At 65.2% G+C, this 21,422-nt stretch carries 18 protein-coding genes and 1 tRNA gene; 16 read left to right on the forward strand and 3 right to left on the reverse strand.

What is annotated here, in order from left to right; genetic code table 11:
* Nucleotides 1-164 precede the first annotated feature (164 nt).
* The 5 genes from hutH to mfd all read left to right on the forward strand — a co-directional run bounded on the left by hutH (nt 165) and on the right by mfd (nt 7,751).
* On the forward strand, nt 165-1,739 hold the full coding sequence (hutH, locus tag ACFWHR_RS05755) for a histidine ammonia-lyase (RefSeq protein ID WP_382447308.1): 1,575 nt from the start codon (nt 165-167) through the stop codon (nt 1,737-1,739).
* Between the two features lie 34 nt (nt 1,740-1,773).
* On the forward strand, nt 1,774-2,601 hold the full coding sequence (locus ACFWHR_RS05760) for an IclR family transcriptional regulator (RefSeq protein ID WP_382447309.1): 828 nt from the start codon (nt 1,774-1,776) through the stop codon (nt 2,599-2,601).
* A gap of 162 nt (nt 2,602-2,763) precedes the next feature.
* On the forward strand, nt 2,764-3,348 hold the full coding sequence (locus tag ACFWHR_RS05765) for a 50S ribosomal protein L25/general stress protein Ctc (RefSeq protein ID WP_382447310.1): 585 nt from the start codon (nt 2,764-2,766) through the stop codon (nt 3,346-3,348).
* A gap of 177 nt (nt 3,349-3,525) precedes the next feature.
* A complete protein-coding gene (pth, locus tag ACFWHR_RS05770; protein WP_382447311.1) occupies nt 3,526-4,149 on the forward strand; it encodes an aminoacyl-tRNA hydrolase in 624 nt (207 codons plus the stop codon).
* Nucleotides 4,146-7,751 (forward strand): transcription-repair coupling factor, encoded by a 3,606-nt coding sequence (gene mfd / locus ACFWHR_RS05775; protein ID WP_382447312.1) that lies wholly within the window; start codon nt 4,146-4,148, stop codon nt 7,749-7,751. Before pth ends, mfd begins: the two co-directional genes overlap by 4 nt.
* A 119-nt stretch (nt 7,752-7,870) precedes the next feature.
* On the opposite strand, the gene ACFWHR_RS05780 is transcribed toward mfd, so the two are convergent.
* Nucleotides 7,871-8,410, reverse strand: coding sequence for a hypothetical protein (locus tag ACFWHR_RS05780; protein WP_382447313.1), 540 nt, complete (start codon nt 8,408-8,410; stop codon nt 7,871-7,873).
* Nucleotides 8,411-8,517: 107 nt separating this feature from the next.
* On the opposite strand from ACFWHR_RS05780, the gene ACFWHR_RS05785 reads away from it, so the two are divergent.
* The 8 genes from ACFWHR_RS05785 (at nt 8,518) to ACFWHR_RS05820 (ending at nt 16,289) form a co-directional block, all read left to right on the forward strand.
* On the forward strand, nt 8,518-9,225 hold the full coding sequence (locus ACFWHR_RS05785; RefSeq protein WP_382447314.1) for a MazG nucleotide pyrophosphohydrolase domain-containing protein: 708 nt from the start codon (nt 8,518-8,520) through the stop codon (nt 9,223-9,225).
* 190 nt (nt 9,226-9,415) lie between these two features.
* Nucleotides 9,416-10,783, forward strand: a complete 1,368-nt coding sequence (gene hisS, locus ACFWHR_RS05790; protein WP_382447315.1) for a histidine--tRNA ligase — start codon at nt 9,416-9,418, stop codon at nt 10,781-10,783.
* Nucleotides 10,784-10,904: 121 nt separating this feature from the next.
* Complete coding sequence (locus tag ACFWHR_RS05795; RefSeq protein WP_382447316.1) at nt 10,905-11,339, forward strand: VOC family protein; 435 nt, start codon at nt 10,905-10,907, stop codon at nt 11,337-11,339.
* A gap of 90 nt (nt 11,340-11,429) precedes the next feature.
* Nucleotides 11,430-12,707, forward strand: a complete 1,278-nt coding sequence (eno, locus tag ACFWHR_RS05800; RefSeq protein WP_382447317.1) for a phosphopyruvate hydratase — start codon at nt 11,430-11,432, stop codon at nt 12,705-12,707.
* A 29-nt stretch (nt 12,708-12,736) separates the two neighbouring features.
* Entirely contained in the window at nt 12,737-13,180 is a 444-nt protein-coding gene (locus ACFWHR_RS05805) for a septum formation initiator family protein (RefSeq protein WP_382447318.1), read from the forward strand.
* The gene (locus ACFWHR_RS05810; protein WP_382447319.1) at nt 13,177-13,659 is read left to right on the forward strand and encodes a DUF501 domain-containing protein; all 483 of its coding nucleotides are present in this window, start codon (nt 13,177-13,179) and stop codon (nt 13,657-13,659) included. Before ACFWHR_RS05805 ends, ACFWHR_RS05810 begins: the two co-directional genes overlap by 4 nt.
* 169 nt (nt 13,660-13,828) lie before the next feature.
* The gene (locus ACFWHR_RS05815; protein WP_382447320.1) at nt 13,829-15,160 is read left to right on the forward strand and encodes an NAD(P)/FAD-dependent oxidoreductase; all 1,332 of its coding nucleotides are present in this window, start codon (nt 13,829-13,831) and stop codon (nt 15,158-15,160) included.
* Nucleotides 15,161-15,434: 274 nt separating this feature from the next.
* Nucleotides 15,435-16,289, forward strand: a complete 855-nt coding sequence (locus ACFWHR_RS05820; RefSeq protein WP_382447321.1) for a CPBP family intramembrane glutamic endopeptidase — start codon at nt 15,435-15,437, stop codon at nt 16,287-16,289.
* Between the two features lie 54 nt (nt 16,290-16,343).
* Here ACFWHR_RS05820 and ACFWHR_RS05825 read toward each other — a convergent pair whose 3' ends face one another.
* Complete coding sequence (locus ACFWHR_RS05825) at nt 16,344-17,822, reverse strand: helix-turn-helix domain-containing protein (RefSeq protein WP_382447322.1); 1,479 nt, start codon at nt 17,820-17,822, stop codon at nt 16,344-16,346.
* Nucleotides 17,823-17,949: 127 nt separating this feature from the next.
* Between ACFWHR_RS05825 and ACFWHR_RS05830 the strand changes: the two genes are divergently transcribed.
* The 3 genes from ACFWHR_RS05830 to ACFWHR_RS05840 all read left to right on the forward strand — a co-directional run bounded on the left by ACFWHR_RS05830 (nt 17,950) and on the right by ACFWHR_RS05840 (nt 20,841).
* A complete protein-coding gene (locus ACFWHR_RS05830; protein ID WP_382447323.1) occupies nt 17,950-19,800 on the forward strand; it encodes a phosphoenolpyruvate carboxykinase (GTP) in 1,851 nt (616 codons plus the stop codon).
* 157 nt (nt 19,801-19,957) lie between these two features.
* Nucleotides 19,958-20,031: transfer RNA gene (locus tag ACFWHR_RS05835), tRNA-Leu, on the forward strand.
* A gap of 222 nt (nt 20,032-20,253) precedes the next feature.
* The gene (locus tag ACFWHR_RS05840; RefSeq protein WP_382447324.1) at nt 20,254-20,841 is read left to right on the forward strand and encodes a phosphatase PAP2 family protein; all 588 of its coding nucleotides are present in this window, start codon (nt 20,254-20,256) and stop codon (nt 20,839-20,841) included.
* On the opposite strand, the gene ACFWHR_RS05845 is transcribed toward ACFWHR_RS05840, so the two are convergent.
* Entirely contained in the window at nt 20,831-21,340 is a 510-nt protein-coding gene (locus ACFWHR_RS05845; RefSeq protein WP_382447325.1) for a DUF6320 domain-containing protein, read from the reverse strand. The genes ACFWHR_RS05840 and ACFWHR_RS05845 overlap by 11 nt on opposite strands.
* Nucleotides 21,341-21,422 lie beyond the last annotated feature (82 nt).

Here is a 21,422-nt window from a genome sequence, read left to right on the forward strand (position 1 = left end):
CGTTGAAGCCGCTGTGCCCAGTGTGGCGGTTGGCGGCGCCCCTTCGCACTAGCGCGTCGCACCCTCGCGTCCGGGATTCCAGATGGCCCACATCGTCTGGAATCCCGGACAGTCGTGTTCCCGTTCCCCTGGTTCGCGTCGACCGCATACGGTGAGATCGTGACATGACTGCACACACTGCCGCTCCCGTCGCGATCGGCGACGCCCCGCTCACCATCGCCGATGTCGTTTCGGTCGCCCGCGCCGATGCGCGCATCGAGATTTCGGCTACCGCCCGCGAACGCGTCACCGCAAGCCGTAGCGTGATCGAGGCCCTGGCAAATGACACCCGCCCGCACTACGGCGTATCGACGGGTTTCGGCGCGCTCGCGAAGGTGCAAATTCCGGTCGAGAAGCGGCAGCAGCTGCAGCGCAGCCTGATCCGGTCTCACGCGGCGGGCACCGGTGCCGAGGTCGAACGCGAGGTGGTGCGCGCACTGATGCTGCTGCGCCTGAACACCCTGGCGAGCGGACGCACGGGCGTGCGCATCGAGGTGGTAGACACCTACGCCGCGATCTTGAACGCCGGCATCACTCCGGTCGTCCACGAGTATGGCTCGCTCGGCTGCTCGGGCGATCTCAGCCCGCTCGCACACTGCGCACTCACGCTGATGGGGGAGGGCGAGGTGCGCACCGCGGCCGATCCCGATGGGCGTCCCGTCGCCGCGGCTGAGGCGCTCGCCGCAGCGGGCATCGAACCGCTTGTGCTCGCTGAGAAGGAGGGTCTCGCCCTCATCAACGGCACCGATGGCATGCTCGGCATGCTCTGCCTCGCGCTCACGGACCTCGCCCATCTGCTGACGATCGCAGACATCGCGGCAGCGGCGTCGGTCGAGGGGCTCACCGGCACCGACGCGGTCTTCGCCGCAGATCTGCACGCGCTCCGGCCGCACCCGGGCCAGGCGAGCGCCGCGGCGAATATGGTGCGCGTGCTTGAGGGCTCGCACCTCGTGCAGCGCCCACGCGAGGGCGAATTCACCCGTGTGCAAGACGCCTACTCGCTGCGTTGCGCGCCGCAGGTGCACGGCGCAGCGCGCGACACCGCCGCGCACGCCGCGCGCGTTGCAGGCATCGAACTCGTCTCGGCGATCGACAATCCGGTCGTGCTTCCCGACGGCCGGGTCGAGTCGAACGGCAATTTCCATGGCGCCCCTGTGGCTTACGTGCTCGACTTCCTCGCGATCGCCGTGGCTGACGTCGCGAGCATTTCGGAGCGCCGCACGGATCGGTTCCTCGATGTCTCCCGCAACCACGGCCTGCCGCCGTTCCTCGCGGCCGACGCCGGGCTCGACTCCGGCCTGATGATCGCGCAGTACACCGCGGCCGGCATCGTCTCAGAGCTCAAGCGGCTCGCGGCTCCCGCATCCGTCGACTCGATCCCGTCATCGGCGATGCAGGAGGACCACGTTTCAATGGGTTGGGCCGCCGGCCGCAAGCTGCGCCGCTCGATCGATGGCCTCGCCCGCGTGCTCAGCATCGAGCTGCTCACGTCGACGCGTGCGCTCGACTTCCGGGCCGCAGACGGCCTGGGCGATCCGGCACCCGCGACCGCGGCGATCCACGCGCTCTTCCGCACCCGCATCCCGGCACCTGACACCGACACGTTCCTGTCGCCCACGATCACCGCCGCGCACGAGCTCGTGGCGAGTGGCGCGGTGCGTTCGGCCGTCGCGGGCGTGCTCGGCGCGCCGCTCGACTGAGCCTGGGCCTGGGCGAGGCGGATAGGCTGCGACGGTGAGCACTCCGAAGGTTCCAGCAGCAGACCAGACGCTGCGAATCTTGAGTCTGCTCGCTGGGTCGCGTGGGCCACTCGCGGCGAGCATGATCGCCAGTCAGCTCGAACTGCCGCGATCGACGGTGTACCACCTGCTCGACACGCTGCAGGAGCACGGTTTCGTCATGCACCTCCCCGAGGAGCGTCGATTCGGTCTCGGCATTGCGGCAGTCGAACTGAGTTCGGCGTACGCGCGACAAGAACCGCTCGCACGAATCGGGCGCCCGCTGCTCGCCGCGCTTGTAGACCGCGTGCGGCTGAGCGGGCACCTCGCGGTGCCGCACGGGCGCGATGTGCTCTACGTCGTTGAGGAGCGTGCGCACGGTTCGCCGACGCTGGTGACCGATGTTGACGTGCGACTTCCGATGCAGCTCACTGCGAGCGGGCGGGCCATTCTTGCGGCGCTTCCGAAGGCTCAGGTGCGCGCTCTATTTCCGGATCGGGAGGCGTTCGTGCACCGTCATGACGACCCCGATGGCATCGATCGCTACTCGCGGCTCCGCAGCGTGCTCGACGCGACGACCACCCGCGGCTACGCGCTCGAACAGGGCTCGGTGACCGCCGGTCTGTCCTCGATCGGCGTGCCCGTACTCGACCATCGAGGCTGGCCCGTGGCCGCGATCGCCGTGACCTATCCGGACGGCACGGTAGAGGCAGAGGTTGCCGCCGGGCTCGCTGCAGAGGTGCGGGCCGCGGCCGCCACACTCTCGTCTCGGATCCACGGCCGCGGCCTGGATCGCAGCAGTGGTCGAGGCGCCGGTCACAACGCCGGTCGCAGCATGGTGTAAACTTTGAGGCTGTACTTCGGCGAGGGGCCTACGAGCCCGTAATCGACGCGGGACGGACTGCCTCAGCGGGCCATCTTGCTGCGTGAATCACGCAAGTGCGAGACACCAATCCCGGCGGCAAGACCGCCCTCATTGGGCGAGAGCCCGCAAGGAGAAATTACTATGAGCGAGACCAGCCAGCTTGTCGGCCACGCACGCGAGAACTTCGGCAAGGGTGCGGCGCGCAAGCTCCGCGCTGCGGGCCAGACCCCGGCCGTCGTCTACGGTCACGGCACCGATCCGATCCACGTCGCGGTCGATACCCACCCCCTCAGCCTGATCATCCGCCAGGCGAACGCGCTCATCGAGCTCGACATTGCCGGCAAGAAGCAGCTCGTGCTCGTCAAGGACGTGCAGAAGGATCCGGTACGCCAGATCATCGAGCACATCGACCTCATCGTCATCAAGAAGGGCGAGACCGTCGAGGTTGAGGTGCGCGTGCACGTCACCGGCGAGTCGTTCTCCGGCACCAACGCACTGCAGGAGCTCAACACGCTGCACCTGAGCGCACCCGCTGCGTCGATCCCCGACAGCGTCGAGGTCAGCGTTGAGGGCCTCGAAGAGGGCGCACAGATCCTCGCGGGCGCTATCGAGCTGCCCAAGGGCGCAACCCTGCTCGGCGATCCCGAGCAGCTTGTTGTCAACATCGTCGTGCCCCGCGGCAACGCCGAAGAAGACGAGGCCGCTGCGGAAACCGCAGCCGAGTAACCTCCTTACGAACACGGGCCCGTCGGCTCGGCGATGCGTCGCCGGTCGACGGGCCGTTCGTCTCTCTGGGCGTCTGCAGTGATCACCGATGAGCTATCTGGGCGATGTCGGTGGCGACTGCGATGATGGGTGTGTGGGTCGAAAGGTCCGCGAAACGGCGAGTTCTGCGGGGAGCGCATGTTGTGGTGGAAGCGGAAGAAAGAGGAACCTGTGTCCGATGACACTTGGCTGATCGTCGGCCTGGGAAACCCGGGCGCGAAGTACGAGGCGACCCGGCACAACGTCGGTCAGATGGCGCTCGACCTGCTTGCCGAACGCGTCGGCGGCCGGTTCTCGGCGCACCGCACTGGCTCCCGAGTGGCCGAGGGGCGGGTGCGACCCGGCGGCCCGAAGCTGATTCTTGCGAAGTCGAACGGGTACATGAATACGTCAGGCGGCCCGACCTCTGCGCTCGCGAAGTACTTTTCGGTGCCAGCGGAGCGAGTTATCGCACTGCACGACGACCTCGACCTGCCGTTTGACACGGTCAAGCTGAAGCAGGGCGGTGGTCACGGTGGGCACAATGGCCTGCGCGACATCGCGAAGGCGCTCGATACCCCCGAGTTCTTCCGCGTGCGCATCGGCATCGGGCGACCACCCGGCCCGCAGGATCCGGCAGACTTCGTGCTGAAGCCGTTCGCGACCTCCGAGCGAAGCGCGCTTCCCGTGCTGCTCGAAGACGCGGCCGACGCAACCGAGTCGCTCGTCGACGAGGGGCTGCTCGCTGCGCAGCAGCGTTTCCACGGTCGGAGCGCCAAGTGACGCTGCGCGGGCTCGACCGGTTACTCGAGGCGTCGCCTTCGTTTGCGGCGGCGCTTGACGCTAACGAGCACGACGCAGAGTTCTCGGTCGCCGAGGGATTGCGCGCAGCCCTGATCGCGGGTTTGCTGCGTCGGCGTCGCGCTGCGAGTGATCGCGGCGCGCTGCTCGTGATCGCCGCGACGAGTCGCGAGGCTGACGCGATTCGCTCGGCGCTCGCGTCGCTCATTCCCGAGGCTGTCACTACCGAGTTTCCGGCTTGGGAGACGCTGCCTCACGAGCGGCTCAGCCCGAGCGCCGAGACCGTCGGCCGCCGTGCTGAGGCGCTGCGACTGTTGCGCGAATACGACGGAGAGTCCCCGCTCGTGATGGTGGCGTCGGTGCGTGCGGCGCTACAGCCGGTGTCGCCGCACGCCGCGTCGGCCGAACCCATTGTGCTCCGTGCGGGGCGCGACTCCGACGGCCTCGAACAGGTCGCGCGCGGTCTGGTCGAATACGCCTACACCCGCGTCGACATGGTGACTCGGCGCGGCGAATTCGCGGTGCGCGGCGGCATTCTCGATGTCTTCCCCCCGACCGCCGAACAGGCGGTGCGCGTCGACTTCTTCGGGGACGACGTCGACCAGATCAAGCGATTTGCGGTCTCCGATCAGCGCAGCGCGGGCGATCCGCTCGATGTCATTGAGCTGTGGCCTGCACGTGAACTATTGCTCACTGACGACGTGCGGCTGCGCGCCGCCGAGCTGCTGCCGCGGTTCCCAGCACTGAGCTCGCTGCTTGAGAAGATGAGCCAGGGCATTGCCGTCGAGGGGATGGAGAGCCTGCTGCCGCAGCTCGTACCCGGGCTCGCACCGCTCACCGCCCTGCTTCCCAAGGGTGGCGCCGTGCTCGTCGTGTCCCCGGAGCGCGTTGCCAGTCGGTCTGTCAGCCTCGCTGACACCAACCGGGAGTTTCTCGAGGCGGCGTGGCAGGCGGCGACGGCCGGGGCAGATGCGCCCGTTCCCGTCGAAGACAGCGGCATGCTCTCACTGCGCGAACTGCGATCGGCTTCCGCCGGGCGCCCGTGGTGGTCGGTGTCGAACTTCGTGCGCGATGACGAGACTCTTGATCCGGCGGTCGTTGCGGTGCACGGCGGGGTCTTCCCGAAACCCGCGCAGGCGGGTGACGCGACCGGTGCGGCAATCAGACTGATTGGCGAACGCCAGCGTGACGGCTGGCACGCCGTCGTCACTGCACAGGGTGCCGGGCTCGTCGAGCGCGCACGCGATCTGCTCGCCGAGGCGGGCGCGGCGGCGCGCATCGTCGACGAATTGCCCGAGGCGCTCGATGACGGCGTCGTGTACCTCGTCGCCGGCACGGCGTGGTCGGGGTTTGAGAGCGCCGAAGCGCGACTGTTGCTCGCCACGGAGGCGGAATTCTTTGGCCGCTCGGCAGGGTCGCAGAACGCGCCCGGCCAGAAGCTCGCGAAGCGACGCGGTAAGAATGTCGTCGACCCGCTCAAGCTCGTCGCGGGTGACTACGTCGTGCACGAGACGCACGGCATCGGGCAGTTCGTCGAGTTGACGCAGCGTATGGTGCCGACCGGTGTGGGGCGCGATGCGACGAAAGCGCTCCGCGAGTACCTCGTACTCGAATACTCGTCGACCAAGCGGGGCATGCCCCGCGACAAGCTCTACGTTCCCACGGACCAGCTCGATCAGCTGTCGCGCTACGTCGGCGGTGAAGCGCCCACGCTCTCCAAGATGGGTGGCAGCGATTGGGCCACCGCCAAGAAAAAGGCGCGCAAGGCCGTGCGCGACATCGCGGTCGAACTCGTGAAGCTCTACTCGGCTCGCGTCGCCTCGAAGGGGTTCGCGTTCTCGGGCGATACTCCCTGGCAGCACGAGCTCGAAGAGGCGTTCCCCTACGCCGAGACGCTCGACCAGCTCACGACCATCGACGAGGTCAAGCGCGACATGGAGCGGACCATCCCCATGGATCGCCTGATCGCTGGCGACGTCGGCTTCGGTAAGACCGAAGTGGCCGTGCGCGCGGCGTTCAAGGCGGTGCAAGACGGCAAGCAGGTTGCGATGCTCGTGCCGACGACGCTGCTGGTGAATCAGCACATCGAGACGTTCCAAGATCGATTCGCCGGTTTCCCGGTGCGATTGCGCCCTCTCAGCCGCTTCCAGTCCGAGAAAGAATCGAAAGACACCATTGAGGGGCTCGCGGCTGGCACCGTCGATGTGGTGATCGGCACGCACCGGCTGCTCGCCGACAGCGTGCACTACAAAGATCTGGGCCTCGTCATCATCGATGAGGAGCAGCGCTTCGGCGTCGAGCACAAGGACTCGCTGAAGAAACTGAAAACCAACGTCGACATCCTCGCGATGAGCGCGACCCCGATTCCTCGCACACTCGAGATGGCGGTCACTGGCATCCGTGAGATGTCAACGCTCGCGACGGCGCCGGAGGATCGCCACCCGATCCTCACCTTCGTCGGCCCCCGCAGCGACAAGCAGATTACCGCGGCCATTCGCCGTGAGCTGCTGCGCGAGGGGCAGGTGTTCTTCGTGCACAATCGGGTTCAGTCGATCTCCAGGATCGCGAACCAGATTGCCGAGCTCGTGCCGGAGGCGCGCGTTGCTGTTGCGCACGGCAAGCTCAGTGAGCACCAGCTCGAACAGGTCGTGCAAGATTTCTGGGAGCGCAAATACGACGTGCTCGTCTCGACGACGATCATCGAGACCGGGCTCGACATTGCGAACGCCAACACCATAATCATCGATTCCGCCGATAAATACGGGCTGAGTCAGTTGCATCAGCTGCGCGGCCGCGTGGGTCGCAGCCGCGAGCGGGCATACGCGTACTTCTTGTACGACCCTGACAAGCCGCTGACCGAGCACGCGCACGAGCGACTCGACACGCTCGCGACGAACAATGAACTCGGCTCGGGCATGCAGGTCGCGCTGAAAGACCTCGAGCTGCGCGGTGCGGGCAACCTGCTCGGCGGCGAGCAGTCCGGTCACATCGCTGGCGTTGGCTTCGACCTGTACCTCCGCATGATCGGTGAGGCCGTGAGCACGTTCAAGGGCGAAGAGGTCGCCGGTACGACCGAGCTCGTGCTCGAACTACCGGTTGATGCGCACATCCCCGAGGAGTATGTGGAAAGCGAGCGGTTGCGGCTCGAGGCGTACCAAAAGTTCTCTGCGGCTTCGCACCCTCAGGCTCCAGCCGAGCACGTATCGCTCGTACTCGACGAACTCACCGATCGCTACGGGGCGCCTCCCGCTGAGGTCGAACGACTGGCGGCGGTGTCGGCGCTGCGTCGCCGAGCGTCGCGGCTCGGACTCGCGAAGGTCGTTGCTGCCGGGCCGACGCTGAGAATCGAGCCGGTGCAACTGCCCGATTCGCGCCGCATGCGCATGAACAGGATGTACCCCGGGTCGCGCTATATCGAGGCTTCAGGAAGCGTGCAGATTCCGCTCCCGGGCGGCACCGCTTCTTCGCGCAGTCCGCTCGCCGGGGTCGGCCAGAAGCACGTGGGCGACGAGGGTGACATCGTCGCATGGACTGCTCGTGTACTCGCCACGCTGCTCGAAGACGACGCGTCGCCGCAGGCGTAGAGGCCGGCACCCGCCGCAGAAGTAACCGTTGAACACTGAAGGCCTCGAACCCGAGCGGGTGCGAGGCCTTCAGTCATTCGAACTGCGCGTTATTGGCGCAGTGAATAGTGAGTCAGAACTTAGCCGGCCGAGCAGACCTTGTTCATGTCGCTCACAGCGTCGGTCAGGTCGGTCTGGTTCGCCTGCATCTTGGTCTGCAGATCACTTGCCTGGGCCTGCAGCTCTTCGCTCTTCTTCTGCATCTCGGCAAGCTTCTCTTCGGCGCCGGGAGCGGTCGCATCGAAGTTCTGCATCTCCGAAATATCGGCGAAGGCCGAGAGATCGACGCTCGCGAGGGTGCTCTTCATATCGTCGAAGCTGGAGACGAGCTTGTCGTAAGGCTTCTTCACGTCTTCGTTGGTGATCTGATCCTGCGCCTTTGCAAGTGCCTTCGAAGCGGGATCGAGAGCGGCAGCGAAGTCGACGTCGTCGCCCTCCATGAGCTTCGAGTACGAGTCGGTGATCTCGCTCGTCGACTTCGTGATCTCGGTATCGGCCTTCTTCGCGATATCACAGGCTTCGGCAACGCTCTGTCCGCCCGAGCAGGCGGCGAGGCTCAGCGTCAGTGCAGCTGCACCCAGAACGCCTGCAAGCTTGAACAGCGACTTCTTATCGGTCATGCGATTATTCCCCTTAGTGTGTGGATGCCCCTACCGATTTTCCCCGGGGACGGCATTAGGTTATCAGGCAATATTCAGCTCGGGCGCGGGGGATAGGGTGGGTCGGTATGACGAACGACGCTGTGAGCGACCCCCGTCCGAATCCGTTCGATGCGCTTATGGAAACCATGCGCCGACTGGTGTCTCCCGGCGGATGCGCCTGGCACGAAGTGCAGACCCATGAATCGCTCACCCAGTTTCTCGTTGAGGAAACCTCGGAATTCATCGACGCGATCGAGCGTGAGCTGCCCGCTGACGAGGTGCAGTCTGAGCTGGGAGATGTGCTCTATCAGGTGCTGTTCCACGCGGCAATCGCAGAGCGGGATGGCGAGGGGTACGACTTCGACGGTGTCGCTGCCGCGTTGAACGACAAGCTCGTGCGCCGACACCCGCACGTGTTTGGTGATCGCGGATACATGACCGTTGACGAGCTCCACGCCGAATGGGAACGATTGAAAGAGGACGCGGCGGGGGAGGAACGCGGATCGCGCGGGCCACTCGAGGGAATCCCGTCGGGCATGCCGACGCTGGCCCGCGCGGCAAAGGTCGTCGAGCGACTCAAACGCGCAGGGCTGGTCGATCCGGGTGCGGGAGACGCCTCGCCAGAGGATCCGCTCGCCGCCGTCATCGGTCCGGACGAACAACGCCTCGCGGAGTTTGGCCTCGGCGACGCGATGCTCGCGATGATCATGCGGGCGAATCGGGCGGGTGTCGATCCGGATCGCGCGCTGCGCCTCGCGGTCGACCGCCTTGCGGCACGAGTGCTGCACGACTAGCGCGGACGGTTGGTCGACCGGTTGCCGGTCGGCCGAGCCCCTCCCAACCCGCCGAGCCCCTCGTTCCCCGCCGAGCCCCTCGCGATCCAACGCATTTCCGATAGGGACTCGGCGTAGGGGGAGGGGCTCGGCGCTCAGAACATCCCCGCGCGGCGCAACACCGGCGGTGGGCGTGGAAGAATGGGGGACCATGGCCAACACCGTGAATCCGCCGCGCGGCATGCGCGACTTTCTGCCCGCAGATAAGGCGCGCCGCGAGCACGCGCTCGGCATAATCAGGAGCGTCTACCGCGCCCACGGTTTCGACGAGATCGAGACGCCGGTCGTTGAGGACTACGCACGACTGCACGCCGGGCTCGGCGGCGACAACGAGAAGCTCAGCTTTTCGATCCTGAAGCGTGGGATCAAGCCTGAAGTTCTCGCTGCTGCCGCCGAGACCGGCGATGCCGAGCAGCTCGCTGACCTCGGGCTGCGGTTTGATCTCACGGTTCCGCTCACTCGCTTTTACGCTTCTCACCGTGCTGAGCTGCCGCCGGTGTTCCGTTCAATTCAGATCGCTCCCGTGTGGCGGGCAGAGCGTCCGCAGAAGGGCCGGTATCGCCAGTTCGTTCAAGCAGATATCGACATCATCGGCGAATCGGGACTGCTCGCTGAGATCGAGCTCATCACGGCTACCTCGCAGACGCTCGCGGCGCTCGGGCTGACCGGCTGCGTCATTCGGGTGAATGACCGGCGTATCTTGTTCGGCTTGCTCGAGCACTGCGGCTTCGCCGCTGAAACTCACGATCACGCGCTCATCATCATTGACAAGCTCGACAAGATTGGCGTCGCGGGCGTCACCGACGAACTGCGAGCCATCGACGAATTGGCCGCTGGACGCATGAGTGAGGTGCTCTCCGCGGTCGAGCCTGCCCTCGCCGGCGCGGCAAGCGCCGACACGGCAAATGCCGACACCGCAAGCGCCGACGCGGCAACCGCCGCAGATCGCATCCCCGGCATCGAACTCACGCGCGCCGCGATCGAGTCGGTGCTGCCCGAAGGCGCAGCTGAGGCGGGGGTTGCGAGCCTCGCCGAGCTCGGCGCGGCGCTCGCGGGGGGTCTGCCCGAGGGCGTCGCGGTGCGGTTTGATCCGACGCTTGTCCGCGGCATGGGCTACTACACGGGCACTATCTTCGAGGTTGCGCACCCGGGCTCCGGTAGCTCGGTCGGCGGCGGCGGGCGCTACGACGGCATGATCGGTCGGTTCCTTGGACAGGACGTGCCAGCGGTTGGATTCTCGATCGGTTTCGAGCGTGTGGTTGACCTCATCGAACTGCCAGAATCGACCGGCCCGCAGTCCGTCGCGCTCATCGCCGATGCCGATGCAGAGCTCGTCGATCTCTTGCAGCTCAAACGAGACCTGATCGCGCGCGGCCACCGTGTGCGACTCGAGAAGCGACAGAAAAACATGAAGGCACTGCTGGCGCGCATTGTCGCCGATGGATTCGCGAGCGTCGCAAACGTGCGCCCGGGAGTCTCTGACGTGGACGCGCTCGAGTTCAGGAACCTCGCCGAGTAACCCAGCCGTCAGGTGTAGAAGTTCTGTGCGCAAGCTGTGTCGTATTGACGGCGGACCCTCGCGGTGACACGCTTACCTGTGCGCCGTCTCGCTGGGCCGGCCTGACCCCGGGAGGTACCGCATGACCACACAGCTTTTTGTGAACATCGCAACCGACGATCTGGAGCGCTCGAAGGCGTTCTACACGGCACTCGGCTGCGAAATTAATCCGAACTTCTCAGACGATAACGCTGCCTGCGTGGTCTGGGACGAGACGATTTTCTTCATGGTGCTGACTCGGGAGTACTTCTCGACATTCACCGACAAGCAGATCGTCAACGCACACGAGTCGGCGCAGGTGTCACTCGCTTTCAGTCGCGAGTCGCGTGAGGCCGTCGACGAGATCCTGGCGAAGGGGCTCGCGGCCGGTGGCACCGAACCGAAGCCGGTTCAGGATCTCGGCTTCATGTACTCCCGCGATCTCGACGACCCCGATGGCAACTCACTCGGATTCCTGTACATGGATCCGGTAGCCGCCGAGCAGGGCCCAGACGCGTTCGAGCAGCCGGACTCCTAAGAGGCGATTGCCCTAGACTGGTGTGCGGCGGGAAATCCCCGCCGCACCCTTTGCTTCACCCGGCACCTGACCCTTTTCAAGGAGCGCATAGTGGCATTTATCGACGCAGTGATCGCCCGAGAGATTCTCGATTCGCGTGGCAACCCGACCGTTGAGGTCGAGGTCGGCTTGACCGACGATTCAGTGGGCCGCGCAGCGGTTCCCTCGGGAGCATCGACCGGAGCGTTCGAAGCGTACGAGCTTCGCGATGGCGAAGACCGCTACCTCGGCAAGGGTGTTACCCGCGCCGTTGACGCCGTGTTTGACGAGCTCGCACCGGCGATCGAGGGCTTCGCCGCCGACGATCAGCGCATCATCGATGAGACGCTGAAGGAGGTCGACGGTACCCCCAACAAGGAGCGCCTCGGCGCCAACGCCATTCTCGGTGTCAGCCTCGCAGTGGCGCACGCCGCCGCATCGGCGGCCGAGCTTCCGCTCTACCGCTACCTCGGCGGCCCGAACGCGAGCACGCTGCCCGTGCCGCTCATGAACATCATCAACGGTGGCGCCCACGCAGACACCGGCGTCGACATTCAGGAGTTCATGGCGGTGCCGCTCGGTGCCGAGACATTCTCTGAGGGGCTCCGCTGGGGCGTCGAGGTGTACCACGCGCTGAAGGCCATTCTCAAGGAGCAGGGTCTCGCAACGGCGCTCGGTGACGAGGGCGGCTTCGCTCCGGATCTGCCGCACAACTCTGCGGCACTCGATCTCATCGTCGAGGCAATCAAGCGCGCCGGCCTCGAGCCGGGCCGCGACGTCGCCGTAGCACTTGACGTCGCATCGACCGAGTTCTTCGAGAACGGCGTGTACACGTTCGAGGGTAAGCAGCGCACGGCAGCTGAAATGTCGGCGTACTACGCCGATCTGCTCGACCGCTACCCGCTCGTGTCGATCGAAGATCCTCTGGCAGAAGACGATTGGGACGGCTGGAAGCAGCTCACCGACGAAATCGGTGACCGCGTGCAGCTCGTCGGCGACGATCTGTTCGTGACTAACCCCGATCGTCTCGCCGATGGCATCGCGAAGGGCGCGGCTAACTCGCTGCTGGTCAAGGTGAACCAGATCGGCACCTTGACCGAGACACTCGACGCCGTGCAGCTCGCGCAGCGTTCGGGGTACACCGCGATTCTGTCGCACCGTTCAGGCGAGACCGAAGACGTCACGATTGCTGACCTCGCGGTTGCCACCGACTGCGGCCAGATCAAGACCGGTGCTCCGGCGCGCTCTGAGCGAGTAGCGAAGTACAACCAGCTGCTGCGCATCGAAGAAGAACTCGGCGGTGCTGCGAAGTACGCTGGCCGCGGAGCTTTCCCGCGTTTTACCGCCTAACTCGGCGATAGCACGGAGACGACGACACGGTGAAGCGCTGGATTGACGACGTTGGGACGTGGGCCTCAAGCCTGCGTTTTAGCGGCTTCACCGTGGTCGTCGTCCTGCTGGTGCTTGCCGGCGCCGTGATCGTGAGCCCCAGTCTGTCGACGTTTGTGCAGCAGCGGCGTGAGATCGCCGAGCTGCGCGAGAGCGTGCAGCAGCGCCAAGAGGCCGTAAATGAGATCGACGCCGAGCGGGCGAAGTGGAAAGATCCCGTGTATGTGCGCTCACAGGCGCGGGATCGCCTCTTCTACGTGATGCCAGGGGAGACCCAGCTCAACGTGATCGACGACGTCGTGCTGCCGCTCGAATCCGACGAGGAGCCCGACGCTGAGTTGTCGCGTATCCCCAGTAACTGGGCGCGTAACCTCTCGTCATCGTTTTTGAGCGCCGGCACAACCGACGCCCCACCCAAGGAGACCACGCAATGACCCGCCCGCCCTACACCGAACCGACCGCAGCAGACATCGCGGCGGTGACCGAGCAGCTCGGTCGCGAGGCCCGCGGCGTCGTCGGCATTGCGGCGCGTGCGTCTGACGGCAGCCCCGCGGTGGTCGCCACGGCTCCGAGGCTTCCGGACGGCTCGCCGTTCCCCACGTTCTACTACCTGTGCCACCCAGAAGCTGTGGCGGCAGCATCGCGTCTCGAAGCTGCTGGCGTGATGAACGAGTACAACGAGTTGCTCGCGGAAGACCCTGAGATTCGTGCGCAGTATCAGCGTGCCCACGAGCAGTTCATTGCCGACCGCGACAGCGTCGGCGAGGTGCCAGAGGTCGCGGGCGTGAGCTCGGGGGGCATGCCGACGCGCGTGAAGTGCCTGCACGCGTTGATGGGACACGCCCTCGCTGCGGGCCCCGGCGTAAACCCGATCGGTGACCTCGCGCTCGAGCGCAGCGGCTGGGCCGGCTGATCGGTTGCTGATCCTCCGCTGATTCTGCTCGAATCTCACCGGATCGAAGTGTTTCTGGCGTCATTTGATGCTGGGAAAAGGCGGTAAGCTGATGTAGCGGGCGTTTCGTCCGCTATTTTTTGCGCCCGCGATGCGGGCCCGGCCCTGATTGCTGCAAGGAGATCGCTTCGTGGCGAAGAAGATTCTGATCGTTGGTGGCGGCTACGCCGGCTTCTACACCGCATGGAAGCTCGAGAAGCTGCTTCGCGCTGGTGAGGCCGAAGTTACCATCGTTGATCCGCTGCCGTACATGGCGTACCTGCCGTTCCTTCCCGAGGTCGCTTCGGGATCGATTGAGCCCCGCCACGCGGTTGTTGCTCGTCGTCGGCATCTGAAGAGCACGGCGAACATCGCCGGCAAGGTCACCGGCATTTCACACGCCACCAAGACCGTGACGATCACCCCGAATGTGGGCGAGGCGTTCGACTTCGCATACGACCACATCGTCGTGACCACCGGTTCGGTGTCGCGCACATTCCCGATCGCCGGCATCGCCGACAACGCGATCGGCATGAAGACCATTGAAGAAGCCGTGGCCGTGCGTGACCGTATGGTGGGCAACTTCGAGCGCGCAGCGTCGCTCCCGAAGGGCTCGGCTGAGCGCGCACGCCTGCTCACGGTGACCGTCGTTGGTGGCGGCTTCGCCGGCATCGAGACGATTTCCGAGCTGCGCTCGTTCGCGACCGCACTGCTGCGTCGGTACCCGGAGATCACGTTCGACGAGACGATCTTCCACCTCGTCGAGGCGATGGGTCGCATCATGCCAGAGGTATCGCAGCAGACGGCTGACTGGGTTGTGAAGGATCAGACGCGCCGCGGCGTGCAGATCCACCTCGACACGCAGCTCTCGTCGGCGCTCGATGGCAAGATGGAGCTGTCGACCGGCGAGTCGTACGAGTCTGACCTGATCGTCTGGACCGCGGGCGTTATGCCCCGCCCGTTCCTGCGCGGCACCGACCTCCCGATCGGGCCTCGTGGCCACGTCATCGGTAGCCCGTCACTGCGCATCATGACCGAGGCGGGCGAGGCCCTCCAGGGTGCGTGGACCGCGGGCGACACCTCGCAGACCCCCGACATCTCGGCGACCCCTGGCCCCGGCGGCTTCTGCGTGCCGAACGCTCAGCACGCTGTGCGCCAGGGCAAGCTGCTCGCGAAGAACATCGTTGCCGAACTGCGCAACGAGGGAATCGCGGAGTACAACCACAAGAACGCCGGAGCCGTCGCTGGTCTCGGTGTGAACACGGGCGTCTTCCAGTCGGGCAACTTCGCGCTCAAGGGCTACTTCGCGTGGCTCGCGCACCGCTTCTACCACGGCCTCGCGATCCCCTCGTGGGAGCGCAAGTGGCGCGTGTTCGGCGGATGGGTCGGCCACTTCTTCTTGGGCCGCGACATCGTCAACATCGAGGCTGTGCAGCAGCCCCGCGAAATCTTCGAAGAGTTCGCTTCACGCCCGAAGGCGTAAGCGCCCCCTGACAAGTAAGAACCCCCGTAGCCCAGGCTGTGGGGGTTCTTTCATGCCCGCGCAAGCTCCTTCCCTCTCCACCCTCCCCGCCACCCCCGTGGGTGAGCAATTTTTGACAGGATTTCGGGCTGAAGTGACGAAAATTGCTCACCCGCGAGGGGCGGGGGTGGGGGTGGGGCAGGGGTAGAGGCTGAGGTACTTGGGCTTGAGGGCCGGGAGGGCGCACGTAGTATTGGGCGGGGGATAGATGGTGGTCGCGACGACCGGGGGTCACATGATCGACGAACAATCTGCGTGGAAGCGGTTCTGGAATCGCGGCGGGTGGTGGCGAGCATTGTTACTCACAGCCACGTACTGGGGCGTCTACGAGCTCATCGGGCTCGGCACGAGCACAGTGTTTGCCGAGTTCATTGATGCTGGCGATCCTTTAGGTACGCCGCAGAGCATTTTCTGTGCGGTCGCGCTGCCGATCATGATCGCCTCGCTACTCCTGGTCGCGCTTGCGTGGTCGCTCGGTTGGCTTCGAGAGCTTTTTACCCGACAGCCGGTCAGCGGTCGGCCGTGGATGTGGTTGGCTGTCGTCCTCGTGATTGCGCCCGTCGTGATTCGACTGTTCGCGACCGGTTGGTCGGCCTGGACGGTGTCGAGCGTGCTGGTACTTCTCTTCGCCGGACTCTGTATCGGATTTGCCGAGGAGCTGCTCACTCGAGGTTTCCTCGTGACCCTCCTCCGGAAGGGTGGATCGGGGGAGCGAACGGTGTTTCTTCTTTCGTCCGCACTGTTCGCGAGCTTGCACGCCGGAAACGCGGTTACCGGGCAGCCCCTCGCAACAGTGGCTGCCACGGTTGCGTACGCGTTCGGATTCGGCGCAATGATGTATCTCGCGCTCCGTGTCACCGGCCGACTCGCCTGGGTGATTCTGCTTCACGCAGCAACCGATCCGACTACGATCCTTGCGACGGGCGGTATCGATGGCGTCGGTGCCGCTGCGGGGTCAGATCACTTGAACCAGCTAGCAGGGCTGTTCAGCCTCGTGTACGTGCTGTTCGCGATCGTCGCGGTGTTTTTGGTGAAGCGGTCGGAGCGGTGGTCTCCGGATGGACTGAATGCGATCGAGCGCACGGCCTGAGCCTCCGGGCCCTGTAGGGCCCGCGCCGGAAAAGTCAGAAGCGGCGCTTCTGCCCTAATTTTCCGGCGCATGCTTCGCTAGGAACTGGTACATTTCAGTGTCGTCGACGCCCGGGAAGGTGCCGGTCGGGAGGGGTGAGAGCACGTGTGCGTGCATGCGCGCACTCGGCCACGCCTTGCCAGCCCAACGGGTCAGCAGCTCCGGGCGCGGCGTGCGGCAGCACGCCGGATCCGGACACGTCGAGACCTGACGCTCGGTCGTATCGCGGCCGCGAAACCACTTTGCGTCGTCGAACGCGACCCCACAGGCAATAGCGAACGGGCCGAGTTCGGCGTCGCCGCTCTGCACGCTCGACCAGAAGGTGCCAGCCGGGGTGTCGGTGTACTGGTAGAACTCACTCGTGCGGTTGGTGCGACTGAACGCGGTGCGCCCGCCCCACTTGTGGCAGAGCACCTCGCCCTCGATCGAGCCTGAATCGTCGGCGGGATAGGGAAGGCCGTCGTTCTGGTACCCGCGCACGATCGCCCCGGCGCCATCGGCCCGGTAGTGGTGTGCGCGCAGGCCGAGATGCTGGGTTGCGAGGTTCGTGAAGCGGTGCGAGGCAGCCTCGTGCGTGACCCCGAACGCGTCTCTGAAGTCTTCAATCGCGAGATTTCGGTTCCGCTTTGCCTGCTGCAGAAAATCAACGGCGCCGGCCTCGGGGATGAGGCACGCGGCGGCAAAATAATTAATCTGGAGCCGCTGCTGGAGAAATTCGGCATAACTTGCTGGCTCGGAGTGACCGAGCACTCGGTGTGCCATTGCCTGCAGCGCGAGCGAACGCAGGCCGTGCCCGCCGGGGATCGACGCGGGCGGCAAATAGATGCGGCCATTTTCGAGATCGGTGATGCTTCGCGTGTTCGAGGGCAGGTCGTCGACGAAGATGAGGTCGAATCCGAGCATTTCGGCGAGCATCGCAACTTGGCGGTGCGTTACGGCACCCGTTGAGTGGCCGATGCGTCGCATGAGGTCGGAGGCCACGAGCTCGATGTCGTGGATGTAATTGTCGCGCTCCTGCATCTGCAGGCGGATCGCCGTGTTCGCGCGCCTCGCCTCTTCCGAGGTCGTCGCCGCAGCGCGGGATCGCCGGGCCAGTTCCCGATGCAGGCCAACGAGCGCCTCAAGCGTGTCGTCGGGAAGCGTGCGCGGAGTGCGCACGTAGGGGAGCCCGAGACGCGAGTAGGTGGGCGACGACTGTGCGCGTTCGAGTTCGACCTCCCACGTGCTGCGGCGATCCGGCGCCTCGCGTTTGAGCAGCTCCGCGACTTCGATGCCGAGCTCCCGGGAGATGTTCTGGAGCAGCCCGAGCCGCGGCTCGCGGCGTCCATTCTCTACGAGCGACAGCTGACTCGCGACGACGCCGACGCGCTCTCCGAGCGTCTCGAGAGTCAGCCCCGCCCGCGTTCTGAAGTGACGCAGCCTCTTACCGAGAATCAGGCGATCAAGTTCTGCCTCGTCGAATCCGGCGGTTGTGGGAAGCGGTTCAGAGCTCATCTCTTGACTATATGTCAAAAAGGGCGGAATTTTCTTCCCGAAATGGTGAATGGGAGGTGAATGGGGCTCTCAGAATGGAGATGTAGCCGGATTTCGCGCCGGCAGCGTCACATCCGAGGAGAACGTCATGGGCCTGAGCCAGACCATCGAGACCGAGATCACCATCGCCGACATCGTGCGCGCCGATGCGACCACGACCAACGAAGAAGTGCTGCAGTGGGTGACAGAAGTCGCCGAGCTGACGCAGCCGAACGAGGTGGTGTGGTGCGACGGCTCGCAAGACGAGTGGAACCGCATCACCTCCGAGATGGTGGAGGCGGGCTCGCTGATCCCGCTCAACAAGAATCTGCGGCCAGGTAGCTTCCTCGCTCGTTCGAATCCCGACGATGTTGCGCGCGTCGAGGATCGCACGTTCATCTGCTCGGTAGACGAGTCTGACGCCGGCCCGACGAACAACTGGGTCGCGCCCGACGCGATGAAGGCGGAACTGAACCCCTACTTCTCGGGCTCGATGCGCGGTCGCACGATGTACGTCGTGCCGTTCTCGATGGGCCCGGTCGGCGGTGCCATCACGCAGCTCGGGATCGAAATCACCGATTCGCCGTACGCTGTGCTCAACATGCGCATCATGACCCGCATGGGCCAGACCGCGCTCGACGGCATTCTGCCCGGCGGCGAGTGGGTGCGCACCGTGCACTCGATCGGCGCGCCGCTCGAGCCCGGCCAGGAGGACGTCGCCTGGCCCTGCAACGAGACGAAGTACATCACGCACTTCCCCGAGACGCTCGAGGTGTGGTCGTACGGTTCGGGTTACGGTGGAAACGCGCTGCTCTCAAAGAAGTGCTTCGCGCTGCGCATCGCAAGCGTCATGGGCCGCAACGAGGGATGGCTCGCCGAGCACATGCTGCTGCTCAAGCTGACGAACACCGAACTCGGCAAGTCGTACCACCTGTCGGCGGCGTTCCCGTCAGCCTGCGGCAAGACGAACCTCGCGATGCTCCAGCCCACGATCCCCGGCTGGAAGGTCGAGACGATCGGCGACGATATCGCGTGGCTGCGCCCCGGAACCGATGGCCGCCTCTACGCGATCAACCCCGAGGCCGGTTTCTTCGGCGTGGCTCCCGGCACCGGCGAGTCGACCAACCCCGTCGCTGTCGAGACGCTCTGGGGCAACACGATCTTCACGAACGTCGCACTCACCGACGATGGCGACGTGTGGTGGGAGGGCAAGACCGATTCGGTGCCCGCTCACCTCATCGACTGGGAGGGCAACGACTGGACCCCCGACAGCGATCGCGTCGCGGCACACCCGAACTCGCGCTTCACGGTGCCGATTCAGCAGACTCCTACTCTTGCGCAGGAGTGGTACGAGCAGAACGGCGTGCCGCTCGACGCGATCCTCTTCGGCGGCCGCCGCGCCACGAACGTGCCGCTCGTAGCGAAGTCGCTCTCGTGGGAGCACGGCGTCTTCGTGGGCGCGACTATCTCGTCTGAGAAGACCGCTGCCCAGGAGGGCACCGTCGGCGAGCTGCGCCGCGATCCCTTCGCGATGCTGCCGTTCTGCGGGTACAACATGGCCGACTACTGGGGCCACTGGCTCGAGATGGGCGAGGAACTCGGCGAGAACGCTCCCGAGATCTTCCAGGTCAACTGGTTCCGCAAGGGTGCCGATGGCCGCTTCCTGTGGCCCGGATTCGGCGAGAACTCGCGCGTGATCGACTGGATCATCCGCAGTGTCGAGGGCTCCGTGCAGGGTCGCGAGACCGCGGTCGGCACGATCCCCGCGGCCGGCGAGCTCAACCTCGATGGCATCAACGTGCCCGATGCTGACCTCGAAGAGCTGTTCTCGATCGATCCGTCGTCGTGGCTCGCCGAGGCCGATCTGACCGAGGAGTTCTTCGCCCAGTTCGGCGATCGCCTCCCGGCAGCGCTCTCCGCGCAGCTCGAGGGTCTGCGCGCGCGCCTCGGCGCCGCGTAACTCGCCAGCACTCGGCGCCGGTGACTTCGGCGCCCCCTAGACCGTAGGCCCCGCCGTTCTGCCCAATGGCGGGGCTTACTCTTTCTATGCTCACTCCGACGCCGGGCGTGAGTTCCGCACAATACCCCGCTCGCAATCTGCGAGAATCGAAGACAGACCCCCCATAGCCCAACTGGCAGAGGCAGCCGACTTAAAATCAGTACAGTCAGGGTTCGAATCCCTGTGGGGGGACAAGAAATACCAGTTCAGACGTATTCTACGTACCTGGCGGTAGCGTCCCAATTCGCCCAAGTCACCGGTTACTCGGCGCTATTCTTCGCAACGCACGACCCCGCCAACAGTCGGTACCGGAGTGCCTCCAATATAGGACCCGAGGATGATGTGATCAGGTGTGGGCTCCCGGAGGATGACGTCATGCTCACAGCTACGCACAGTCGCCCCATACTCCCGCTCTTGGCTGCGTTTCTCATTGCTCTCGTGACGGTCCTGCTTCCGGGGATCAACGGAAGTGTGAGTGTCGCGGTGACGCGAATGATGGGAGCCGCTGGATTTGAGATTCCTGGCGCCCGCTACCTTTCAGACGCTGCGCTCGTGCTGCTCGCAGTCGGTGTCGCAGTAGCGATGATGTGGTCCTGGCGGGCGCGTCCTCATGCCCGCGCCGTTGTCGCCGCGACCGCGATCGGAGTGGTGCTCGCGTACGGAATGAGTGAGCTGGCCAAGCTGGTTTTTCAGCAGGCTCGTCCGTGCACTGTGTGGCCCGGCGTCGGTGAGTGCGATGCATCCGACTATTCGTTTCCCTCGAATCACGCGACGCTCGCCTTCGGCGCCGTCTGCGTCATCGCCTTCGCCGGAGCAAGGTTATGGACGACCCTCGCTGCGATTGTCGTTGCCGTGTTCGTTGCAGCCGGGAGGCTCCTCGAAGGCGCCCACTACCTCCACGACGTTGCTGCGGCGGCGCTACTCGGCATCTTCATGCCGGTTCTGCTCGGCGTGGCGAAGCGGGCCTGGCACCGAAAACGCCACCACCACCCTACAAATTGAACCGCTTCGCGAGTTCGTGGCGGATTTCGCTTCCTCGGGCGAGCTGCAGCACGCTCAGTGCGACGGCGCTCAGCACGATGCAGATCCAGGACGCCCACGGGTTGGTGACCCAGTCGAAGACGAGGAAGACGATGGGGGAGAGGCCGAGCACGACGGTCAGCCCGCTGTAGACGATGTGCTCGCCAACCTCGACGCGCATCACCTGCACTGAGATGAGCAGCGCGATGATCGCTGACGCGCAGACGAGGGGCACGGCGTAGGTGAGCGACCAGTCGTGCCAGCCGCTGAGGTAGTCCCAGTAGACGCACACGAGGCTGATGAGCGTGACGAGGTAGACGGTGCCTTTCGCGACGTTTCGGCGCTTGCGCACGGCCATGAGCACGACGAGCCACATCGCCGTGACGCCGAGCCACACCGAGCGCCACACTCCGATGCCGCTGACATCGCGCGTGAAAAAGAGCTGGATGAGAAACGATGCCACGATCACCGCGACTGACACGAGAAAGAGGGTCTTCAGTACGCGTCGTCGTGAGAATGTGAGCGGGACTGCCGGGATCGGGCTCGGCGTTGCGTCACCAGTG

Source organism: Leucobacter sp. NPDC058333 (genome assembly GCF_042726155.1).
Taxonomy (GTDB): Bacteria; Actinomycetota; Actinomycetes; order Actinomycetales; family Microbacteriaceae; genus Leucobacter.

What these genes read in the sequence shown, in the direction of transcription:
- ACFWHR_RS05810 (WP_382447319.1), top strand. Translation starts at nt 13,177, where the DNA reads ATGACCCGCCCGCCCTACACCGAACCGACCGCAGCAGACATCGCGGCG.
- ACFWHR_RS05765 (WP_382447310.1), top strand. Translation starts at nt 2,764, where the DNA reads ATGAGCGAGACCAGCCAGCTTGTCGGCCACGCACGCGAGAACTTCGGC.
- hisS (WP_382447315.1), top strand. Translation starts at nt 9,416, where the DNA reads ATGGCCAACACCGTGAATCCGCCGCGCGGCATGCGCGACTTTCTGCCC.
- pth (WP_382447311.1), top strand. Translation starts at nt 3,526, where the DNA reads ATGTTGTGGTGGAAGCGGAAGAAAGAGGAACCTGTGTCCGATGACACT.
- ACFWHR_RS05825 (WP_382447322.1), bottom strand. Translation starts at nt 17,822, where the DNA reads ATGAGCTCTGAACCGCTTCCCACAACCGCCGGATTCGACGAGGCAGAA.
- ACFWHR_RS05820 (WP_382447321.1), top strand. Translation starts at nt 15,435, where the DNA reads ATGATCGACGAACAATCTGCGTGGAAGCGGTTCTGGAATCGCGGCGGG.
- ACFWHR_RS05830 (WP_382447323.1), top strand. Translation starts at nt 17,950, where the DNA reads ATGGGCCTGAGCCAGACCATCGAGACCGAGATCACCATCGCCGACATC.
- ACFWHR_RS05795 (WP_382447316.1), top strand. Translation starts at nt 10,905, where the DNA reads ATGACCACACAGCTTTTTGTGAACATCGCAACCGACGATCTGGAGCGC.
- ACFWHR_RS05785 (WP_382447314.1), top strand. Translation starts at nt 8,518, where the DNA reads ATGACGAACGACGCTGTGAGCGACCCCCGTCCGAATCCGTTCGATGCG.
- hutH (WP_382447308.1), top strand. Translation starts at nt 165, where the DNA reads ATGACTGCACACACTGCCGCTCCCGTCGCGATCGGCGACGCCCCGCTC.
- ACFWHR_RS05780 (WP_382447313.1), bottom strand. Translation starts at nt 8,410, where the DNA reads ATGACCGATAAGAAGTCGCTGTTCAAGCTTGCAGGCGTTCTGGGTGCA.